The sequence below is a fragment of the Collinsella aerofaciens genome (genome assembly GCF_020709435.1).
GTDB classification, from domain to species: domain Bacteria; phylum Actinomycetota; class Coriobacteriia; order Coriobacteriales; family Coriobacteriaceae; genus Collinsella; species Collinsella aerofaciens_AU.
Window position 1 is genome coordinate 70,139 of the sequence record NZ_JAJFDP010000009.1, and the last position, 20,691, is coordinate 90,829.

Consider the following 20,691-nt stretch of genomic DNA (forward strand, 5'->3'; position numbering starts at 1 on the left):
ACCGCTCCCAAGGCAAAAACCTACCAAAAAGGGACAGGTTTGTTTTGGTAGGTTTTATCTGGGAAAACGCAGAGTACGAGATTCGGTTCGCTGGCCGTTATATCGGTTCGGTCCCGTCCTCGGACCGATCATTCCTCAACACGACACTACTCAGATGTTTATCATTTAAAACGCTCTGATTTTACAAGCGGGGCGTCTTTTGATTTTATCGTTCTCGAACTTTTCAATAACTCAATAGAGATGCTTAGGCGTTGACTATACTTTCTTTTATTCTCAATCAAGTTGGAAAGGAGGTTCCTTGATTCCCAAATACGAGGCGATAGCTGCAGATATTCGCCGAAGCATCGAGGATGGCGCTCTTAAACCGGGCGACAAGCTTCCCACCGTCGTTGAGTTCTGCGAGCTCTATAGCGTTTCCAAAATCACCGTCAAACGAGCTATTGAACAAATCACCGAGGAAGGCCTTATTACCAGCCGGCGCGGATCGGGTATCTACGTTAAGGACACGGCGGGACTTCCCGGCCAGGCGTTTTTCCAGGGCAAAAACGACCGTGCCCAGGGTTTTTCGTATGAGCACCGCGGGGAGAAGGTGACCTCGGTGGTCTACGATTTCTCGATCGTTAATCCACCAGCGGACATCGCAGCCCAGCTGGGAATTGCCGAGGATGACTTCGCCTATCACATCGTGCGCGTGCGTCAGGCCGACGAGAAGCCCATCGTTATCGAGTACACCTACATGCCCCTCGAGCTGATTCCGGGCCTTAAAAAGAAGGACCTGTACGAATCGCTCTACCGCTTCATCCGCGAGCAATGTGGGCTGAAGATTTCGAGCTTCCACCGTACCATTCGCGCCGTGGCAGCAACCGAGGAAGAAGCCGAGCGTCTGGACACCAAACCTGGCTCTCCCCTGCTCGAGCTCACCCAGATTGGCTTTTTGGACAGCGGCGCCGCCTTTGAGTATTCGACCTCGCGCAACGTCGGCGACCGCTTTGAGTTGCACAATGTAACGTTGGCGTAGGTTTTTGTAGTCATGCGGGCGCTCGTTTTGCGCTGCTTTGCGCGGCGCCCGCGCAACACAATGGAGGTATGAATATGTCCGATTTGATTAAACTGACGCCGTTCTTCCGCAAGAAGATCTGGGGTGGCCGCCAGCTCGAAACCGTATTTGGTTACGACATTCCCGAAGGTCCCATCGGTGAGTTCTGGGCTATCTCGGCCCATCCCAACGGCGACTGTCAGATTGCTGAGGGACCGTACGCCGGCCACACGCTGTCGTGGCTGTGGGCCGAGCACCGTGAGCTTTTTGGCAATTGCGAGGGCAAGGAGTTCCCGCTGCTCATTAAGATTCTGGACGCCAAGGACGACCTTTCGATCCAGATTCATCCCAACGACGAGTACGCCGCCAAGCACGAGAACGGCAGCCTGGGTAAAACCGAGTGCTGGTACGTGCTGGATTGCGAACCCGGTGCCACGATCATCGTCGGCCAGCGCGCTAAAGACCGCACCGAGGCCGCACAGATGATCAAGGACGGCCGCTGGGACGACATGCTCAACGTAGTACCGATCCACAAGGGCGACTTTTTCCAGATTGATTCCGGTACCGTTCACGCCATCAAGGCCGGCACGCTCATTTTGGAAACGCAGCAGTCGTGCGACGTGACGTATCGCCTGTACGATTACGACCGCCCCGGCACCGACGGCAAACTGCGTCCCCTGCACATTGAGCAGAGCCTCGACTGCATAAACTTTGATGCTCAGGCTCCGACCGACGGCACGGTGACCGCACCCGAGGTGGATGGCGTGACCGAGCTCGAGTCTTGCCCCTGCTACACCGTCGATCGCGTGCGCGTCAACGGCAGCAAGACCCTCGACCAGCGCTGGCCCTTCATGTGTCTGTCGGTCATCGACGGCGAAGGCACCATCTGCGGCGACCCCGTCCACAAGGGCAGCCACCTGCTGGCACCGAGCACCGTCAGCTCCATCGACCTCGAAGGCAAGATGGAACTGATTATCAGCCACCTCTAGGTCACCGGTCCCCAGGGGCTCGCCGGGGCGGGGCGCGGGGTTTGGTCGCCTGCTCGGACAGTCCTGCTCGCACGGAGAGCACATTAAGTGCTCTCCGGCTCGTGCGGAACTCGCGATCGACCAAACCCCGCGCCCCGCCCCGGCGAGCCTCTGGCTAGTAACGACAATCAAAACGAAACAAGGGGCTCCCCCCGTTCATCAACGGAGGAGCCCCTGCTCATATCTATATATCAGCCCACCCGGCTCTCCAGATCAAAAAGCGAACGAGCAGAGCGACGTTCGCAAGCAACGTTATCTAAGGACCTGGGCGGGCGTATGGGGCCACATCGATCGCGAGTTCCGCACGCAGAGGAGGCCACTTAATGTGGCCTCCGTCTTGCGCAGGACTGCCCGAGCAGGCGACCAAAGCCCCCGGCGCGCCCGCCTAGCCGGATGTACGGGTTTTCCAGGTGCGGCAGATCGGCCTGAAAGAGGAGGGCATAGACCTTGAGGTCATGCCCGACGATTGAAGGCCGAGGTGCCGTGCCTGGGAAAGCCGCCTAGGTCAGTTTCACTATAGGCGCAAAGCCCTTCATGAGCTTTTTAGTCTGGCCGGTCTTTTCGAACTGGACCTCGATCATGTCTCCGGCGACCGAGATCACGGTACCCGTGCCAAAGGTCTTGTGGCTCACGGTATCGCCCGCGGCAAAGTCCTGCGACGCGCTGGCGCGATCGACCTTGCGCTCCACCGTCGGCGACACCTTGGACGACGGCTTTTTGGCTCGCGGCGCGCCCGAGCCAAAGGTCGAGGCAACACGGCCGGCGTCGGGCGAGACCCCACGATGGCGCTCGGTCCCATAGCTGCTGCCGCCAAAGAAATCGTCGAAGCTCGATCCGCCGCGCGAACCGGAACCGCCGGTCGAGCGCGTATGCGAGCCAAACACCTTGCCGCCATACATATCCGAGCCCATGCCCGAGCCAAAGGTGCCGTGACGGTCGCCGCGCTTCTCCCAGCCCGTGCCCTCAAAACCGGCAGAGCCGATACCGCTAAACTCGATATCCTCAAACGGAATCTCGTTGAGGAAGCGCGAGCGCGGGTTGGCAGAAGTCGAACCGTAGGTGCGACGTGTGGCCGCATAGGTCAAGAACAGTCGCTTACGGGCACGCGTGATGGCAACGTAGGCCAGGCGACGCTCCTCCTCGAGCTTGCCCGGGTCATCGCTGCCGCCAAAGTCGTGCACGTGCGGGAAGATGCCCTCCTCCATGCCGGCCACGAACACCGCGGGGAACTCCAGGCCCTTGGCGGAGTGGATGGTCATCATGGTGATGGCATGCGTCTCTCCGGCCAGGGAATCCAAGTCGGAGCGCAGGGCCAGCCACTCCATGAGTGCCGGCAGCGCCTTGCAGGTGAGCGGACCGTAGGTGCGCTCGATCTCGTCGGCATGCACGGCGCCCGCCGGCAACTCCGTCGGCGCGGCATACGCGTTGCCCGCGATGGCGGCGGCCAGGGCATCCTGCGGAGAAAGCGCCGGGGCCGCCAGGCTATCGAGCGGATTGGAACCCGCGGCATCACGCGCGCCAACGAGCGCCTCAAACGAGGATGCCGGGGCAGACGGCCCCGGTTCAGGCGCAGGCGCGCTCACCACGACGGGCTCGGACTCGGCGCCGGCCGGTACATCGGCAACGCCAGCCGCGCGCAGCTCTTCCAAGCTCTCGAGCGTACCCTCGATATCCTCGTGCGTCTCTTCAAATTCGGCAGCAACGCCCAAGAATTCCTGAATGTTCTCGGCGCGGCTCTCGGACTCCATGGTTCCCTCGGCGCGGAAGGCCTGCAGAAGGCCCGTTTTATCGACGATCATCTCGACAACGTCCTTGAGCTCGCCGTCCATGCGGCGACCTTCGCGCACCAGCGACACAAAGCTCGACAGGCCGTTGCGGACCTTGGCGCTAAACATGCCGGTCTCGGCGCACGCGATCTCGCAGGCCTGGAAGAACGAGCAACGGTTGTCGCGTGCCAGCTGCTCAATCTTTTGAATCGAGGTGGAGCCGATACCGCGGCGCGGCGTGTTGATGACGCGCTTGACGCTCATCTCGTCGGCCGGGTTCACGATCATCTTGAGGTAAGCCATGACGTCGCGGATCTCGGCGCGGTCGAAGAATCGCGTGCCGCCCACGATCTTGTAGGGCACGCCCGCGCGCAGAAACATATCTTCGAGAATACGCGACTGGGCGTTGGTGCGGTAGAACACGGCGATGTCGTCGTAACTCGTGCCCTTGGCGTGCAGCTTTTCGATCTCGCCGGCAATCCAGCGGCCCTCGTCGCGCTCATCGCTTGCCTGGAAGGCCTGGATCTTCTCACCATCGCCCTCGGCCGTAAACAGGCGCTTGTCCTTGCGCTGCGAGTTGTGACGCACCACGGCGTTGGCGGCGCTCAGGATATGGCCCGTGGAGCGGTAGTTCTGCTCCAGCTTGACGGTCTTGCAGTTTTTAAAGTCCTTCTCAAAGTCCAGGATGTTGGTGATGTCGGCGCCGCGCCAGCTATAAATGGACTGGTCATCGTCGCCTACGACCATGAGATTTTGGTACTTGGCGGCCAATAGGTTAGCGATCTCGTACTGGACGTGGTTGGTGTCCTGATACTCGTCGACGCTAATGTAGCGGAAGCGCTCCTGGTACTTGTCGAGCACCTCGGGGCGGGTGCGCAGCAGCTCGAGCGTGCGCACGAGCAGGTCGTCGAAGTCCATCGCGTTGGCGGCGCGCAGGCGGCGCTCCAGCTCCAGGTAGACCTGTGCGGCCTTTTTGTCGTTGGGGCTGTCGGCGGATTTGAGCATGTCCTCGGGCCCGATCATGGCGTTTTTGGCCGAGCTGATCTTGCTGCGGATCATGTTGATGGGAAACTGCTTTTGCTCGATGCCGAGCGCCTGCATAATGTCGCGCACCATGCGCTTTGAGTCGTCATCATCGTAGATGGTGAACTGACCGGTATAGCCCAGCAAGTCGGCGTCCTCACGCAGCATGCGCACGCACATGGCATGGAAGGTGCACACCCACATGCCGCGGGTGCCGCTGGGAATGAGCGCCGCCAGACGCTCGCGCATCTCGGCCGCGGCCTTGTTGGTAAACGTGATGGCAAGAACCTGCCAAGGCTTAACACCCAGGTCGCCGAGCATATGTGCGATGCGGAAGGTCAAGACGCGGGTCTTGCCCGAGCCGGCGCCGGCGAGCACCAGCAACGGACCCTCGGTGGACAGGACCGCCTCGCGCTGGGCGGGATTAAGGCTGTCAATGTCGACGAGCGGCTTGGCGGGCTTGGGCGCCGGCGCGGGAGCGTCGTAGATGTCGAGCGGGACGAGCTCGGGCTCCGGCGCTGCAGGGGCGGTGTATGCATCGAGCGGCACGGGTTCCGGCGCGGGCGGCACGGGTACCGCGGCGTTCTTTTCCCAGGGCAGGGGCTGGGTCATGGGCGACTCCTCATCTGACGGACGGCGCGCCTGCGGGCAGCGCCATAGTTTGAGCCGTACCAGTATACCGAGCCGCGCGGACACCGACGCAAATCACACCACGACTCCGTGCGCCACTGTCAGGCCCGCCCCAGCGGATTTGGTGCAAGGGGGTCAGGTTGCTTTGCACCAATCTATTGACAATCACGGAACCGCCGATGTCATGGCAGCAGCAGCGAGCGGCGGCCAAGGCGAACAAATTGGCATGAAAAGAGGGCGGCATAGACCTTTTGGTCATGCCGCCCCCTTTGAATGACAAGTTGTCGCTCTGGCCGCCGCTCAGCGTCAACCAAGTTACAGGCCGAGCATCGGCTCCAGGACAAAGAAGTACGCGAGCACCACGATGCCCAGGATGATGCGGTAAACACCGAAGCACTTAAAGTCGTGACGGCGGACGAAGCCCATGAGCCACTTGATGGCGATGAGCGAAACCACAAAGGCCACAACGCAGCCCACGCCCAAGATAGCGACCTCGTTGGCGCCGAACGTGCCGCCCTTGATGAAGTACTTGACCAGCTTGAGCGCACTCGCGCCAAACATGACAGGGATGGCCAGGAAGAACGTAAACTTGGACGCCACCGAACGCGTGCAGCCCAAAAGCAGGCCACCGATGATGGTAGAACCGGAACGAGACGTACCAGGCACCAGCGAAAGCACCTGGAAGCAGCCGATACCCAGCGCAGTCTTCCAGCTCAGGTCCTCGAGCGTGGCGATGGAGCCAAAGTCCAGGCTATCGTCATCGCCCTCATCCTCAGCGGTAGCCGCGGCGGGCGCCGCAAAGTGCGCACCGGCGGGGCGTCCACCCGGCGCCACAGCACGAGAACCAAACGAACCGGCAAGAGCGGCCCGGTCGCGCTTGTTCGCGCGCCAGTTCTCAATCACGATAAACAGCACGCCGTACACAATGAGCGCCAACGCCACGACGGGAGCATTGTAGAAATGCTCCTCCATCCAGTCGTTGAGCGGCAGACCGATCGCCGCGGCGGGAATGCAGCCGAGCACAATCTTGCCCCACAGCACCCAGGTGTCGCGACGGCCCTCCTTGCCCTTGCTGGGAGAAAACGGGTTAAGGTCGTAGAAGAACAGGACGCAGACGGCCAAAATGGCGCCAAGCTGAATCACGACCAAGAACATATTCCAGAACGTCTCGCTCACGTTCATCTTGACGAACTCGTCCACCAAGATCATGTGACCCGTCGACGAAACAGGCAGCCATTCGGTGATGCCCTCGACCAGGCCCATGAAGGCAGATTTTAGAAGCTCGATGATATCCAAAGGGACCCCCTCATTAGACACCCGCCGGTAGATGTTCTGCGGACGATGCGGGCGAGGTCCCATTATCAACCGTTGGCGGTGCGACCGCGCCTGCTCTTACCAAAAAACTCGCCCGTTCACAGAATTGCGAGCGGTCAAACCGAAATCCTTGGGTATAACTGCAACAAGGTAAAGTGTCTGGCGGCCAACGCGCCCGCGCCCGCCCGACGCACGAGCCCCGCGCCCGTGCGATAGACCAAGGAGGAAACCATGAACGAGGGCTATACCAAGGTATTTGTTTCACTCGACGGTACTGAGCAGCAGGATTTTGTGCTCGCACGCGCCATCAAGGTCGCCGCGAACAACGGCGCTAAGCTGATCATCGGCCACGTTATCGACTCCACCGCGCTCGAGAGCGCCGGTTCCTATCCGGTCGACCTGGTCAACGGCTTGGAGGAGGCCTTTAACAACTCCATCGCCAAGCAGCTCGAGGAGGCCAAGGCCAATCCCGACATTCCCGAGGTCGAGGTCATGATTCGCACCGGCCGCATTCGTGAGACGCTCAAGGATGAGATGCTCGACGTGGTCAAGCCCGATCTGGTGCTCTGCGGCGCCCGCGGCCTGTCCTCAATTAAGTACGCGCTACTGGGCTCGATTTCGACATTCCTGCTGCGCAATACGGACTGCGACATCTTGGTCGTGAAGTAGCGTTGCTCCCACCGGCCGCGGGGCCTGCGGGGTTTCCACGGGCACGTCCTCGCCGCGTTGCGGCTGCGGGATGTGCCCTTAGGAAACCCCTCCCGGCCCCGCGGCCTTCGCAGCCTTGCTTCAACGAGTTGTCTGATGGAAAAATGGCGTGCCGCCCCGTTTGGGGCGACACGTTTTTGTTATGGGGGATTCATTTGAGCCCCCATAGTTGTGTTCACGTTCGGGAACATAGCGCCAATTGCCTTAGCTATGTTCACGTTCGGGAACATTGCCGTCCGCACCGCAAGACGGCCCGACTACTCGAAATATTGGAACTTGTTGGTTGAGAAGGCGAATGTTACGACGAAGCCTTCGCCCGGCTCCGATGCCGCGGTGACGTCGATGCCCATCTTGGAGCACAGGCGCGCCACCAGATAGAGACCGATGCCCGTTGCGCGCTTGGTGGTGCGGCCGTTGTCGCCGGTAAAGCCCTTCTCGAACACGCGCGGCAGGTCTGCCGCACACACGCCGCAGCCGTTGTCCGCGACGGTAAGCTCGATGCGCTCGCTTGCCAGACCCTCGTCCAGCAACGCACCCGAAAACACGATCTTTGCGCCGTCCTCACGCGCATATTTAATGCTGTTCTGAATGAGCTGGCCCAGAATAAACTCGAGCCACTTCTCGTCGGTAAAGACCTCGAAGTCGAGGTTCTCGCACACCGGGGCCACATGCGCCGCAATGAGCTCGCGCGCGTTGGCTTTAATCGCGCCCGTCACCAAGGTCTTGAGATCCCAGCGGCGAATCAGGTAGTCGCGCTCCACGACTTCCGAGCGCGCGTAGTACAGCGCCTGGTCGATATAGCGCTCCACGCGGGCAAGTTCGCGTGCCAGGTCGTCCACGCGCGACAGGTCGTCTTCGCTGCTGTCCAGGTTTTCCAAAATCAGGTGAGCCGCCGCCAGGGGCAGCTTGGCCTCGTGGACCCAGCTCTCGATATAGTCGCGATAGTCATCGGTCTGACGCCTGCCTTCGGCAACCTCGTCGCAGGCGGCTTTGCCCAGCCGGCGCAAGACCTCGTATTCGAGCTCGCCCTCGGCATAGGTCGGGCATTGCACCATCTCCTGCACCCATGCGGGACTCTCGAGCTCCTCTGCCGCGCGCTCCAACTGACGCAGAAAACGGCGACGGCGAGCGTACTCGATCACGATGCCGAGCATACCAAAGATAAAGGACACGCCAACCGCCACGACCACGATAGAAACGGGTGCACCGGCGACCGTCAGCACAAAGCAGCTCAGCAGCACGCCGCACGTCCACACGGCAACGGGAAGCAGCGCGTCTTTAAAGAACTTGGCAAACGACATAGCCGGCCCCTAGACCGAATAGCCTTGGCCGCGGTGCGTCGTCAAATACCCCTTGATGCCGATTTTTTCGAGCGTGGTGCGCAGGCGGTTGATGTTGACGGTGAGCGTATTGTCGTCCACGAAGGCGTCGGAGTCCCACAGGTCCTGCATGATGGCCGAGCGCGAGACGATCTTGCCCGCACGGCTCAGAAGCAGCGAGAGAATACGCAGCTCGTTTTTGGTGAGCTCGGTGCTGGTGCCCGTTTGTGTGTTGGTGACCATGGAGCGTGCGAGGTCGAGCTCCAGTCCCTTGTGGACGAGCGTGCTGCGCTCGCCCGCCGTCGCGGTGCGACGCAGTAGTGCGTTGATGCGCGCCACGAGCACACGGGCGCTGTAGGGCTTGGGAACAAAGTCGTCCGCGCCGAGCGTCATGGCCATGACCTCGTCGATCTCGGTCGTACGCGACGTGAGGACGATGATGGGAACCTCGGATTCGCGGCGAACCTCATGGCAGATATGCTGGCCGTCCTTGACGGGAAGCGTCAGGTCGAGCAGCACCAAGTCGGGCGCGGCGGCGAGAATATCGCGCGAAACATGCTCGAACGATTCGCAGGCCTCGACCTCAAAACCGGCACGGGCAAGGATGTCGGCAAGCTCGCGACGAATGGGTTCGTCGTCCTCAACGATATAGATCAGCGCCATGGATTCCGCTCCCCTCTTGGTTGTCTTGCCCCATTATGACCGCGGAGCCGCAGGTACGTGCCACGCACGTCGCCAAGGTGACAGAACTGTTCGCGAGCGGGGGCGTTTTGTCCGCCTCGCACTCGCAGCGATGGCGGGGACCAAAATGATTTTTTAATCCCCGTCTCAGAACAATCATTTAGCGACGGGCGCGGAGCTTTTCGTAGCCTTCGGCGAAGAAGGCGACCGTCGCGGCGTCCGTCGCGGCGGCATCGGTATCGTCGGCAGGGACCACGCCGTGCTCGTCGCTCACCAGGAACAGCGCGCCCTTGAGCTGAGCGGGGATGTCTACGCGCGTGACCGGGATGCCCTTGGTCTGGGCCAGCTGCTCGATGAGCGTCGCCGTGCCGCACAGGCACTCGTCCGCTGGCGCCACAAAGGCAAGCTCGCCGTTATCGACGGCGGCGAGCAGCTCGGGCGCCACGCCGGTTTCGTCGGCCTCGGAGCGGGCCTCGGCGGAGCGGGCACGTAGCGCCTTGGCCGACGTATCGGTTAGCGGCTCGTACTCCCCCACCGTCATGGCGGCGTTGCCGTTGACGTCGATCACCAGCATGAGCACGCCGTCGCGTGCGGTGTAATCGCCCTCGGCAAGCGACCACTCAACGTGCTGCTTGGCCCAGCTGAGCATGTTATGGGTAAGCGGCTCGCCCTGCACCAAGCGCTCGGACAGTGCGCGAATGTGGCGGTTGAGCATGGGTACCTTTTTGTTGGACATGCGCCAACGGCAGACAAGCGCGGGCTTGTCGAGCGTAAACTTCTCGACCGCCTCCTGATTGGCGCAAAAGTCCTCGTACGCACGCTGATCCTCGGCATTGCCAAACAGCTCGGCATCATCAATCTGGGGCATGGTCATACCTTTCGTGTTAGTCATTCCGTCCTCTTATACCAAAAAGACGGCCCTCCAAACGGAGCAGCCGTCTTTTGCGGAGATTATTTTGTCCCAAGGCGGAACTTAGTGGCGGAAGTGGCGAGCGCCCGTAAACACCATAGCAATATTGTGCTCATTGCAGGCCTGGATGCTCTCATCGTCGCGCTTGGAGCCACCGGGCTGGATGATGCAGGTCACACCGTGCGCGGCGAGCACGTCAACATTGTCGCGGAACGGGAAGAACGCGTCGCTTGCACAGGCAAAGCCGCCCTTCTCCACGCCCTCGCGCTCGCAGAAGTCCTCGGCACGCTCGCAGGCAAGCAGCGCAGAGTCAACGCGGTTAGGCTGACCCGGGCCCATGCCAATGCCGGCCTTGCCCTTGGAAACCAAGATGGCGTTGGACTTAACGCCCTTGCAGACCTTCCAGGCAAACTCGAGCTCGGCCATCTCGGCGTCGGTGGGCTTGCGGTCGGTGGGGAACGTAAAGGTCGCGGGATCCTCGGTCACGTGGTCGACTTCCTGCACCAGCATGCCGCCGTCGATGGAGCGCAGCTCCACCTGGGCGCCGTGGTCCACGCCGCCGGTGGCCAGCACGCGCAGGTTGGGGCGCTTGGCCATGCGCTCGAGCGCCTCGGCAGTGTAGCTCGGGGCGATGATGACCTCGACGAACTGCTTGTTCTGATCGGCAAAGTGCTCGACCAGCTCATAGGGAACCTCGCGGTTGCAGGCGATGATGCCGCCAAAGGCACTCTTGGGATCGCAGGCAAAAGCGCGGTCGTAGGCAGCCGTGATGTCCTCGGCAACGGCGGAACCGCAAGGGTTCTGGTGCTTGAGGATCACGCAGGCAGGCTCATCGAACTCGCGGACCAGGTTCCAAGCGGCGTCGGCATCCAGATAGTTGTTGTAGCTGAGCGGCTTGCCCTGGATCTGCTCGGAGCCCACGAGCGGGAACTGCGAGCTCGCGGTGTTCTCGCAGCCCTCGGCAAAGCGGTAGACCGTAGCCTTCTGCTGAGGATTCTCGCCATAGCGCAGGTCGTCGACCTTCTCCAGCGAGATCTCGAGCTTGGCAGAGGTGTCCGCCACGTCGCTTGCCTGGGCGGCAAGCCAACGGGAGATAGCCGTGTCGTAGGCGGCGGTGGTCTGGTAGACCTTCACCTGCAGGCGACGACGGGTGGAAAGCGTGGTGCAGCCACCGGTCTCGTGCATCTCGGCCAGGACGGCATCATAGTCGGCCGGGTCGGAAATGACGGTAACGCTCGTGGCGTTCTTGGCAGCAGAGCGCAGCATGGAGGGACCGCCGATGTCGATGTGCTCGATGGCGTCCGCGAAGGTGACCTCGGGGTTGGCAACGGTCTTCTCGAACTCGTACAGGTTGACGACGACCAGGTCGATCAGCTTAATGCCGTGCTGAGCGGCCTCCTGCATGTGCTGCTCGGAATCGCGGCGGGCCAGCAGCGCGCCGTGAACCTTGGGGTGCAGGGTCTTAACGCGGCCGTCCATCATCTCGGGATAGCCCGTGAACTCCTCGATGGGGGTTACGGGAACGCCCGCGTCCTCGATGGCACGAGCCGTGCCGCCCGTAGAGATGATCTCGACGCCAAAGTCATCGACCAGCGTCCGTGCGAAATCGACGACACCCGTTTTATCGGTAACCGAGATCAACGCGCGTGCGATCTTCACATCAGATCCCATGCAGTCCTCCTGTCTGGTACGCCGCCGTGCTCTGTGAGTCGGTGATACGTCGATCTGCAGCGCTCGCGCAGCGGCAATGAAAATACTGATTCAATGTAGCGCATCGAGCGCATCGATGCACCCCGCAACGGGCGCATGTGCAGAAAAAGTTTGCACGCGGAGGGGATGGGCACAGCACCGGGCACGGTGAGTTCATGGAACACAGGGGCACCATAATTTGATGCCAATGGCGTGGTAGAACTGTGCTCGATATGCATCCGCAAAAGAAAGAGGCACTATGGTCTCGCGGGTTCTTTACCGACCGTTTGATACCGAAGACTTCGACGCCATCGCGCTGATTCTGCAGCAACTTTGGCATAACAATTCGGATAACGATGAATACAACCGCCTTGAAGCCGCATGCGACCTCGCCTATTGCCTTTCGTCATCGACGTTTTCGCAGGTAGCGGTGATTGACGGCGAGGCGCGCGGCATTGCACTTGCACGAGCAGGACAGAACTCCGGCGTCACTATCAACGAGCATTGGATGGATACCGAACGCGCGCTGCTATCGCAGATGCGTGAGCTGGAGCCTGATGCCTGCGCCGAGTATCTCTCGTTTGTGCGCGCAACCATCCGAACCAACAACCGCCTGCTCGAGAGCAGCCCGTTGCCGCACGACAACGAGGTCACGCTGCTTGCCGTGGATCGCGATGTCCATGGCCTGGGCGTTGGCACGGTTCTGCTCGATGCCGCGGTCTCGCACCTGTCCTCGCTTGGAGCGACGAGGGCGCACCTGTACACCGACTCCAACTGCTCGTGGAAGTTCTACGAGCTGCACGGCTTTAAGCGCACGGCCACGCACCGCGCCAACCGCGAAGAGCGCCGTCACGACATGCCGCGCGAAAGCTTCCTCTACGAACTCGACCTAACAGCCTAAACCCGGCAGCCATACCTAGTCATTTAGGAACGTTCCCAGTGACTAGTCGTTGGGGACAGTCTTCGTAGGTAGCGCATAAAAATGGGATGGATCCGTCGGCAGTCGCCGGAGAAGATCCATCCCAAAAATCAGAACTCGCTAGAACGTTCCGCCGCCGCCTCCGCCGACGCCGCCTCCGCCGCCGCCCGAGAAGCCGCCACCACCGCCGCCGTTCGAGCTATCGGAACTCGACGCCAGCTCACGGATGCTCTCGTGATACACGTCATCGAACGAATCGAGCGGAGACTCGATACCGTAATGATGGTAGTACCACCAGTAGCAGGGATAATTGTCATAGAAGCCGTCGGCCTCGCGCACCTCGGGCGGCACGGCCTCGGCAAGCTGACGCAGCACTTCCTTGGAAACACCCAGCGCCACGCCCATCACCAGCAGCTTGTTCCACAGCACCAGATCGCCGGGGACGGCTTCCTTTAGACGAGTGAAGTCCTCGAGCCAATGCTTAAGTGCCTTGCAGCGAGCCGCCACCTCGGCGCCCTCCGGCGTAAAGCGGCGGAACGTAAGGCCCACGCCGATACCCACCAGCACAATCGGCACCGAGATAACCGCGGCGGTAATGTTCGCCTGCGCGCCATCGGTAAAGAAGATGGATCCCACGGGAACAAAGGCAATCAGGATACCAAGAACCAGGCAAAACACCATTGCAACAATGCCGTCCGAGGCAACGTACTCGCTATCGGCCAGCTTGCCCTTAACGGTGTTCTGATAGTCCTCGAGCTTGTCGCCCACGGGCGTAGCGTGCTGCTTGACGTAGTGCTGCAGCTCGTCGAACGTGCGCGAGCGATCGCCGTTCTCGTCAGGCTTAGCACCGGCAAAGAAGACCTTGAGCACCATGTGGTCAATGCCCTTGGCCGACTTCCAGCCCGCATCACTCACCGTCACGCGATACGTCTGCTCTTCTTTTTCACGCCCCAACAGACCCTTCTTGGCCTTGGTCACGGTCGCCTGCTCCAGCTTGATCACACGGTCGTCAGTGAGCTTCATGAGCGTGGCGATATATGCCTGATCGGGCACCTCATTCCAGCTCATGAGGGCCGAAAGCACGGCGGGATGGTCGGCCGAAGGCACATCGCGGAAATATTCGTCCTGGAAAAACGGCTTGGGCTTGCGCTTGCGCAGCTTGAGCATAACGATTGTGCCGGTAAAGGCCACCGCCGCAACAACACTTAGCACGGCAAGTGCATTGGCAATCATGCGAGCGTGAGCGCGGCGGGCGTTAGCTTCGTCGGCCCATTCCTTCTCTTCGCTCAGGATCGTTGACATGCGCTCTTCGCCCGAGGCGGCAAGCTGCGGCACCCAGTCGCTAGGGAAGGCGATGCGTGCCTCGGCGAATTCGCCCTGATGCACGCAGGGAATGCTATAGGTGACCATGGATTCGTCCGCATCGAGCGATACATCGCCCGTCAGCGGGCCGTGGCCCCATGCGCGGAAGTTATCGCCCTTGACGGCCGCCGTCCCGGCAGCGGCATTTGCGAAGTACACTTCCATCTCAACGTCATCGGAGTCCGCGGACCAGCCGTCGCCCACAAACTTCCAGTAGAGCTCGGCGGTATCGGCCCAGTTCATGACCGCACCGGTCATGGTGTAGCTCACGTAATAGATCGCGCTGTCGCCGCTCTCGTGGGGGCTGAACACCTTAATCCTTACGCCGTCACCGGTCTGCTCGACCGTGTAGACGCCAGAATCGCCCTTGTTCGCGCTATCGACTTTGTTAAACGCGGTGTCCTCTTCCTCGACACTCAGCACGTCAACGCCCGCCGTGCCGCCCTGCTGGTTGGTGCCCGTATTGATCTCCCAAAACACGCCGTTGATGTCGTCGTCGAAATCAAACTGGCGTCCCTCGACAACGGTCAGCGATCCATCGGCCTCAACCGTGGCACTGATGTAGGTTTGGGTCATGGAGTAGCCGTCGGCGTGCGCGGCGGCAGGCAGCAGCAACAACGCAAGCGCAACGAGCGCGCAGACGGAAGCGAATCGCGCAAACAGGCGGCGCTGCCGACAGGTTTTGGCAACGGGGGCGTTCATAGGCACATCCTTTGTCTGTGATACCAGCAACGCCATTGTCCCACGTTTGCGGGTACGCATGACAAACATCTAGGCGACCGGAGCGCCAAACGGGATGAAAGTCACACCCGCACCCCGGCAGCTAGTCATTGGGGACGTTCTTAAATGACTAGTCATTAGGGACACCCTTGGCATAGCCCGCCCCGGCAATAGATACCACTTCACAGCTCCGTCACAGGTGTAGCGGCTTTGTGTGGGCGCGGCACGCGCTGATTGAGCCGCCAGCTGAGGGGCATAAAGCAGTTGAGCGAAAACGGTTTGCCCCTTTGCCGTTCGCTCGAGGATCATGTCCCCCTTTTCCGCGGAAACCCCGGCAGTTGCGAAGAGCTGCCGGGGTTTCTGTCGTTTGAGGGGTTGGGCTGGCGGGCGGCGATCGAGCTGTCGAGCCGGTGGTCCGGCACGCGCAACGCGCGGCCTCGGCAACTTGCAGGCCACGGCAGCGTCTCCCCCACCGCGCCCCGCGCTATACTCGTCCGCATGGATATCAACGCACGCAACATAGCAACACACGCCGCGGACGCACCAGCAACGGCAGTGCCCACCCCCGTCGTGGGCCGTTTCGCCCCGTCGCCCTCGGGCCGCATGCACCTGGGCAACGTGTTCAGCTGCCTGTGCTCGTGGCTTTCGGCCCGCAGCCAGGGCGGCAGCATCGTGCTGCGCATCGAGGACCTGGACGATCGCTGCAAGCGCCCGGAACTTGCCGCTCAACTGATTGACGATCTGACCTGGCTGGGGCTCGAGTGGGACGAAGGCCCCTACTACCAGCACGATCGCCTGGATCTGTACGAGGACGCCCTGCGCCAGCTGCAAGACGCCGGCCTCACCTATCCCTGTTTTTGCACGCGTGCCGAACTCCACGCCGCGAGCGCACCGCACGCCAGCGACGGCACGCCCATCTACCGCGGCGCCTGCAGAGGTCTTTCTGCTGATGAAATCACCCGCCGCAGTGCCCTGCGTGCTCCGGCCACGCGCCTGCGCGTGCCCACCGTCGACGACCTCGCCAGCGACGTGATCGAATTCGTGGACCGCACGTACGGAGCCCAATGCGAAGCACTCGCCACCGAGTGCGGTGACTTTTTGGTGCGCCGCAGCGACGGCGTGTTTGCCTATCAGCTGGCCGTGGCGGTCGACGACGCTGCCATGGGCGTCACCGAGATCGTACGCGGATGCGACCTGCTTGGTTCCACGCCGCGCCAGATCTATCTGCAACATCTGCTGGGACTGCCCACGCCGCACTACGCGCACATTCCGCTGCTCATGTCACCGGACGGCCGCCGCCTTTCCAAGCGCGATCGCGATCTGGACCTGGGCGAGCTCCGCACCCGCTTTGGCACACCCGAGGCACTGTTGGGATGGCTCGCCGGGCAAACGGGCATCGCGCCGGACACCACGCCGCGTACCGCCGAGCAGCTGGTCGAGCACTTTAGCTGGGACGTCATCCGCGCGCATCGGGAGAACATCACTGTAACGGTCGAGTAGCCAGCCACCCCGCCTCTACGCAACATCCCAGGGCTGGAGTTCGTCGCCCAAGCGAACGATGCAGTCGTAGAGCACGGTGTGACGCTCGGCCGGGTTGGCGTCACGATGAAAATGCCCGTAGTACCAGCGCTTGTAGTCCAGGTGGTCCTCCAGCTCGTCGAAAAACGTGGTGAGTCGATCGACATCGGGATAATTCCAGCCAGGTGCCGGGTAAAGCGTGGGCGAAAGCATGCGCGTGGAGCAGGTATGGGTGATCGCATAGTCGACCTTCCAACCCACGCTGTCGAGCTTTGCCCGCGCCTCCTCAAAGTTGCGCTCGTCCGGCAGCTCCTGCGGCCACCAGCTGGAATACGGAATGCGGTATTCCTTATCCACGCTCGTGGCGCCGCCCATGGTAGAGATCGTTGGGCCGTCGAGTTCAAAAACCTCACCGCGCGTCAGGCGTCGGATGGGCGAGGTGTCCGACAGGCGCTGCGTCAGGCCGCCGTGCCACAGCTCCATGGGGCGCTCCGACCAGTGATCGAAACGCTCGTGGTTGCCGTCGACAAACAGCACGGTATAGGGGCGCGACTCCAGCCAGGCGATGTCGGCACATTCCTCGGCAGAGAAATCCCACGGAAAGCCAAAGTCGCCCGCGATGATGAGATAGTCGTCACTTGTCAAACCATCCCCAAGATCCCAGTCGCGAAGCTTTTGCATGTCGACGCCGCCGTGAATATCGCCCGTCACATAGACCGTCATCGGATCACCACTTCCCTGTAAGTCGCTAGCCCACATTCTGCACGATCACTAAGTCAACCGTTCCAGCCCTTCCATCCTTTGGGACCTACCCTCGCTCTTCCATCCAAACGGGTCAAACACCCAAAAGATCAAATCGAGCACGCCGCCGGTCATCATGGCGCCGGCAAGAGCCATGCAAGCATGCAGAAAGCTGGCACTTCGGAGCACGTCGAACGGCCCCAGAACAGCCAGCAGCGCGACCGCTGCGCCGGCTACGCACAGCGCGAGGCACGGCCCCGCGTCCTTAACGCACTTCTTTGCGAGATGCTTTGCGTTGTCACTCATCGGTATCGAACTCCTTAGAGGGTCGTTGTTCAGACGCATGCCGCCGCGGCAGAGCGGGGCGGCAGGGTAAGTGTCACATGCTGTGCGGACATCAATGGAGAAACCGCCTGCTCGACCAACCTTTGACGCCGTTTTGCACCGACACCACATCCCCCGCTATCGAGGTCTAATACTTTTCCCACCGCTACCCAAAAACTCATCCAACATTAATCTTGGATCAAGAATCGCTTAATCTATAACCTGCACTATAGAGTTCGACCAAGGGCGAGGCGGCGCCGCGCAACGCAGGCCGCCGAACGCAACGCTCGCGCCCATCGAACGAAAGGACAGGTCATGGACGACCTCGAAAAAGTTGAAACCATCCGCACCAAGTGCAACGTGAGCTACACCGATGCCAAGGCCGCGCTCGACGCCGCCGACGGCAACGTTTTGGACGCCATCATTTGGCTCGATTCGCAGGGCAAGACGCAGACCACATCGGCGCACGCCGCCACCGAGTCCGCGCCGGTCGACGAGCCCTCGGCCGAGATGGTCGCCGCGCAGGCCGCCTACGAAAAGTCGAGCGAAAAGACCGACTTCTCCAAGAAGATGGACAGCGTGTGGGAGTACCTCAAAAAGCTCTTCCGCCTGAGTTTGGACACCAAGTTTATCGCCACGCGCCGCGATGCGATCATCCTCAACATTCCCATCCTGATCCCCATCGTCGCGCTGTTTGCCTGGGGCGCCACGATATGGCTGATGCTGATTGGCCTGTTCTTTGGCATGCGCTACCGCATCGACAGCGACGGCGACGTGCCCGGCAGCATCAACAACCTTATGAATCACGCCGCCGACGCCGCGGACGACATCAAGCAAAATCTGAACGACGACAAGTAATCGCAGACGGGGGCACGTATGGCACGAATCCTGATCGTAGAGGACGAGGAGAAAATCGCCCGCTTTGTGACGCTCGAGCTGGAGCACGAGGGCTACCAGGTGGAGCACGCCGCCGACGGCCGCACCGCCGTGGACCTGGCGCTGGAGCGCGACTACGATCTGATTCTGCTCGATGTGCTGTTGCCTCAGCTCAGCGGCATGGAGGTGCTGCGACGCGTCCGCAAGCACAAGGATGTGCCGGTGATTATGGTCACCGCGCGCGATGCCGTGATGGACAAGGTGGCCGGGCTCGATGCCGGCGCCGACGATTACCTGACCAAGCCGTTTGCGATTGAGGAGCTGTTCGCACGGATCCGCGTGGCGTTGAAGCGCTCGGAGGCCGTGCGGGCTGCTTCGGGCGTTGGCGGCATCGGGACGGGCGCGGCAGGCGGCACGGGTGTCGGCGCCACTGCGATGCCCCCGGTCAGTGACTCGACCCAGGTTTCCGCCTCGCTCTCCCCCGCCACGCTCGCCGTGGGCTCGGTTGCGCTCGACCCCGACCGCCGCGAAGTCACGGTCGGCGGCTCGCCCATTGCGCTCACGGCCCGCGAGTTCGATGTCCTCGCCCTGCTTATGGCGCATGCCGAGACCGTGCTCACGCGCGAACGCATCGCGCACGAAGCGCTGGGCTACGAATACATGGGCGACACCAACAACGTCGACGTGCACATCGCGCATCTACGCGCCAAGATCGAGGACGCCGGCGGCGCCCGCATCATCCAAACCGTGCGCGGGGTGGGCTATGTCTGCCGCGCGTAACGCCGAGGCCAAGCGCGTCACCTCCATCGCCCGCGCCATCAACTGGAGCTATATGTGGCGCCGTCTGAAGAGCTATGTCTGGCTCGATCTGCTGCTGATGGTGATTGCGGCGGCGATCCTCGTCTATGGATACAACCAAACGCTACCTGACGGCGCGCTTACCGCAGGATGGATCCCCGGCGCCGCCGTTCACGGCATGTCGCTGGCGCCTGCGCGCGGCTGGGACCTGACAACGCTCACCTATACCGTCGAGCTTGCGCGTACCACCAAGACCTTCCCCCTCGCGCAGGACCTCGTCGCGCTATGGCCTCTCTACCTTGTCGTTGTGGGTTGGCAGGTCATCAGCGTACTCAACATGCTCGGCGGCGCGAGGCGCGTACGCCGCACCATGGCGCCTCTCAACGATCTGGCCTTGCGCGTGGACGAGCTCGGCCGCATGCAGCTCTCCGGCGGCAAGATGGAAACGCTGGAGCAGGCCATCGTGCGCGCAAGCGTCGACTCACCAAGCGTCACCACCGGCGATGCCGACCTGGCAAGCATCGAGGTCGCACTCAACCGCCTGCTGCGCCAGATGCAAGAGGCCAAGCTGCAGCAGATGCGCTTTGTCAACGATGCAAGCCACGAGCTGCGCACGCCCATCGCGGTGATTCAGGGCTACGTAAACATGCTCGACCGCTGGGGCAAAGACGACCCGGACGTACTGGCAGAGTCCATCGCCTCGCTCAAGGCCGAAAGCGAGCACATGCAGGAGCTCGTGGAGCAGCTGCTGTTTTTGGCGCGCGGCGATGCCGGACGCACGGTCCTGCGGCGTGCGGATACCAACCTGGCCGCACTGGTCGGCGAGGTATGCGAGGAATCGCAGATGATCGATGCCGCGCACACGTATCGGCTGGCATACGACGCCGCGCTTGTCAGCGACCCGCGCTGCGATGCGCCCGTCGACGTGGCGCTCGTGAAGCAAGCCCTGCGTGTGATCGTGCAAAACGCCGCCAAGTACTCGGATGCGGGAACGACCGTCACATTTGGCATAACGCCGGATGCGGGCGCGGGCACGATCGACATAAGTGTTGAGGACGAGGGCATCGGCATGAACCAGGAATCCGCAGCTCACGCGTTTGAACGGTTCTACCGCGCCGACAACGCACGCGATGCCGGCGCGCAGGGCTCGGGTCTGGGGCTTGCCATTGCCAAGTGGATCGTCGATAGCCATGGCGGCGTCATCGGCGTGACCTCGGTCGAGGGCGTCGGCAGCCGCTTTACGATTCGCCTGCCGCGGTAGGAAGTCCCTCGGCATCAAAACCACCCCTAAAAGGGGTGGTTTGCTCTTAGGGTATAACCCTTGGATTT

17 protein-coding genes are annotated in these 20,691 nt (G+C 61.6%); 8 read left to right on the forward strand and 9 right to left on the reverse strand.

From position 1 onward, the window contains the following. Positions 1 to 298 precede the first annotated feature (298 nt). The gene (locus LK493_RS06915) at positions 299 to 1,018 is read left to right on the forward strand and encodes a GntR family transcriptional regulator (RefSeq protein WP_227790550.1); all 720 of its coding nucleotides are present in this window, start codon (positions 299 to 301) and stop codon (positions 1,016 to 1,018) included. A 68-nt stretch (positions 1,019 to 1,086) separates the two neighbouring features. Further along, a complete protein-coding gene (locus tag LK493_RS06920; protein ID WP_227790551.1) occupies positions 1,087 to 2,025 on the forward strand; it encodes a type I phosphomannose isomerase catalytic subunit in 939 nt (312 codons plus the stop codon). 539 nt (positions 2,026 to 2,564) lie between these two features. Here LK493_RS06920 and LK493_RS06925 read toward each other — a convergent pair. Next, positions 2,565 to 5,465, reverse strand: coding sequence for an ATP-dependent helicase (locus LK493_RS06925; protein ID WP_227790552.1), 2,901 nt, complete (start codon positions 5,463 to 5,465; stop codon positions 2,565 to 2,567). 333 nt (positions 5,466 to 5,798) lie between these two features. Next, entirely contained in the window at positions 5,799 to 6,779 is a 981-nt protein-coding gene (locus tag LK493_RS06930; protein WP_227790553.1) for an undecaprenyl-diphosphate phosphatase, read from the reverse strand. A gap of 249 nt (positions 6,780 to 7,028) precedes the next feature. On the opposite strand from LK493_RS06930, the gene LK493_RS06935 reads away from it, so the two are divergent. Continuing rightward, a complete protein-coding gene (locus LK493_RS06935; protein WP_055285548.1) occupies positions 7,029 to 7,466 on the forward strand; it encodes a universal stress protein in 438 nt (145 codons plus the stop codon). A 296-nt stretch (positions 7,467 to 7,762) separates the two neighbouring features. Here LK493_RS06935 and LK493_RS06940 read toward each other — a convergent pair whose 3' ends face one another. The 4 genes from LK493_RS06940 to purH all read right to left on the reverse strand — a co-directional run bounded on the left by LK493_RS06940 (position 7,763) and on the right by purH (position 12,086). Next, positions 7,763 to 8,806: a sensor histidine kinase gene (locus tag LK493_RS06940; protein WP_227790554.1), complete on the reverse strand. Its 1,044-nt coding sequence runs from the start codon at positions 8,804 to 8,806 to the stop codon at positions 7,763 to 7,765. 9 nt (positions 8,807 to 8,815) lie between these two features. Next, on the reverse strand, positions 8,816 to 9,487 hold the full coding sequence (locus LK493_RS06945) for a response regulator transcription factor (protein ID WP_118206245.1): 672 nt from the start codon (positions 9,485 to 9,487) through the stop codon (positions 8,816 to 8,818). 178 nt (positions 9,488 to 9,665) lie between these two features. Then, a complete protein-coding gene (locus tag LK493_RS06950) occupies positions 9,666 to 10,397 on the reverse strand; it encodes a hypothetical protein (RefSeq protein WP_195503578.1) in 732 nt (243 codons plus the stop codon). Between the two features lie 81 nt (positions 10,398 to 10,478). Beyond that, positions 10,479 to 12,086: a bifunctional phosphoribosylaminoimidazolecarboxamide formyltransferase/IMP cyclohydrolase gene (purH, locus tag LK493_RS06955; protein ID WP_022093847.1), complete on the reverse strand. Its 1,608-nt coding sequence runs from the start codon at positions 12,084 to 12,086 to the stop codon at positions 10,479 to 10,481. A 277-nt stretch (positions 12,087 to 12,363) separates the two neighbouring features. Here purH and LK493_RS06960 point away from each other — a divergent pair, with 277 nt between their 5' ends. Then, positions 12,364 to 13,005 (forward strand): GNAT family N-acetyltransferase, encoded by a 642-nt coding sequence (locus tag LK493_RS06960; protein ID WP_148332653.1) that lies wholly within the window; start codon positions 12,364 to 12,366, stop codon positions 13,003 to 13,005. Positions 13,006 to 13,143: 138 nt separating this feature from the next. Here LK493_RS06960 and LK493_RS06965 read toward each other — a convergent pair whose 3' ends face one another. Then, a complete protein-coding gene (locus tag LK493_RS06965; protein ID WP_227790555.1) occupies positions 13,144 to 15,087 on the reverse strand; it encodes a DUF2207 domain-containing protein in 1,944 nt (647 codons plus the stop codon). 516 nt (positions 15,088 to 15,603) lie between these two features. Here LK493_RS06965 and gluQRS point away from each other — a divergent pair. Beyond that, complete coding sequence (gene gluQRS, locus LK493_RS06970; protein WP_055285558.1) at positions 15,604 to 16,605, forward strand: tRNA glutamyl-Q(34) synthetase GluQRS; 1,002 nt, start codon at positions 15,604 to 15,606, stop codon at positions 16,603 to 16,605. Between the two features lie 15 nt (positions 16,606 to 16,620). On the opposite strand, the gene LK493_RS06975 is transcribed toward gluQRS, so the two are convergent. Both LK493_RS06975 and LK493_RS06980 read right to left on the reverse strand, forming a co-directional pair. Continuing rightward, the gene (locus tag LK493_RS06975) at positions 16,621 to 17,346 is read right to left on the reverse strand and encodes a metallophosphoesterase (RefSeq protein ID WP_055285559.1); all 726 of its coding nucleotides are present in this window, start codon (positions 17,344 to 17,346) and stop codon (positions 16,621 to 16,623) included. A 48-nt stretch (positions 17,347 to 17,394) separates the two neighbouring features. After that, positions 17,395 to 17,670, reverse strand: a complete 276-nt coding sequence (locus LK493_RS06980; RefSeq protein WP_055285561.1) for a hypothetical protein — start codon at positions 17,668 to 17,670, stop codon at positions 17,395 to 17,397. Positions 17,671 to 18,003: 333 nt separating this feature from the next. On the opposite strand from LK493_RS06980, the gene LK493_RS06985 reads away from it, so the two are divergent. Genes LK493_RS06985 through LK493_RS06995 form a run of 3 tightly spaced genes read left to right on the forward strand, consistent with a single transcriptional unit; the run spans position 18,004 to position 20,623 of the window. Continuing rightward, positions 18,004 to 18,546, forward strand: coding sequence for a UBA domain-containing protein (locus tag LK493_RS06985; protein WP_227790557.1), 543 nt, complete (start codon positions 18,004 to 18,006; stop codon positions 18,544 to 18,546). Positions 18,547 to 18,564: 18 nt separating this feature from the next. Next, positions 18,565 to 19,344, forward strand: coding sequence for a response regulator transcription factor (locus tag LK493_RS06990; protein ID WP_227790558.1), 780 nt, complete (start codon positions 18,565 to 18,567; stop codon positions 19,342 to 19,344). Then, positions 19,328 to 20,623, forward strand: a complete 1,296-nt coding sequence (locus tag LK493_RS06995; RefSeq protein ID WP_227790559.1) for a sensor histidine kinase — start codon at positions 19,328 to 19,330, stop codon at positions 20,621 to 20,623. The genes LK493_RS06990 and LK493_RS06995 overlap by 17 nt, the downstream gene beginning before the upstream one ends. Positions 20,624 to 20,691: the final 68 nt, after the last annotated feature.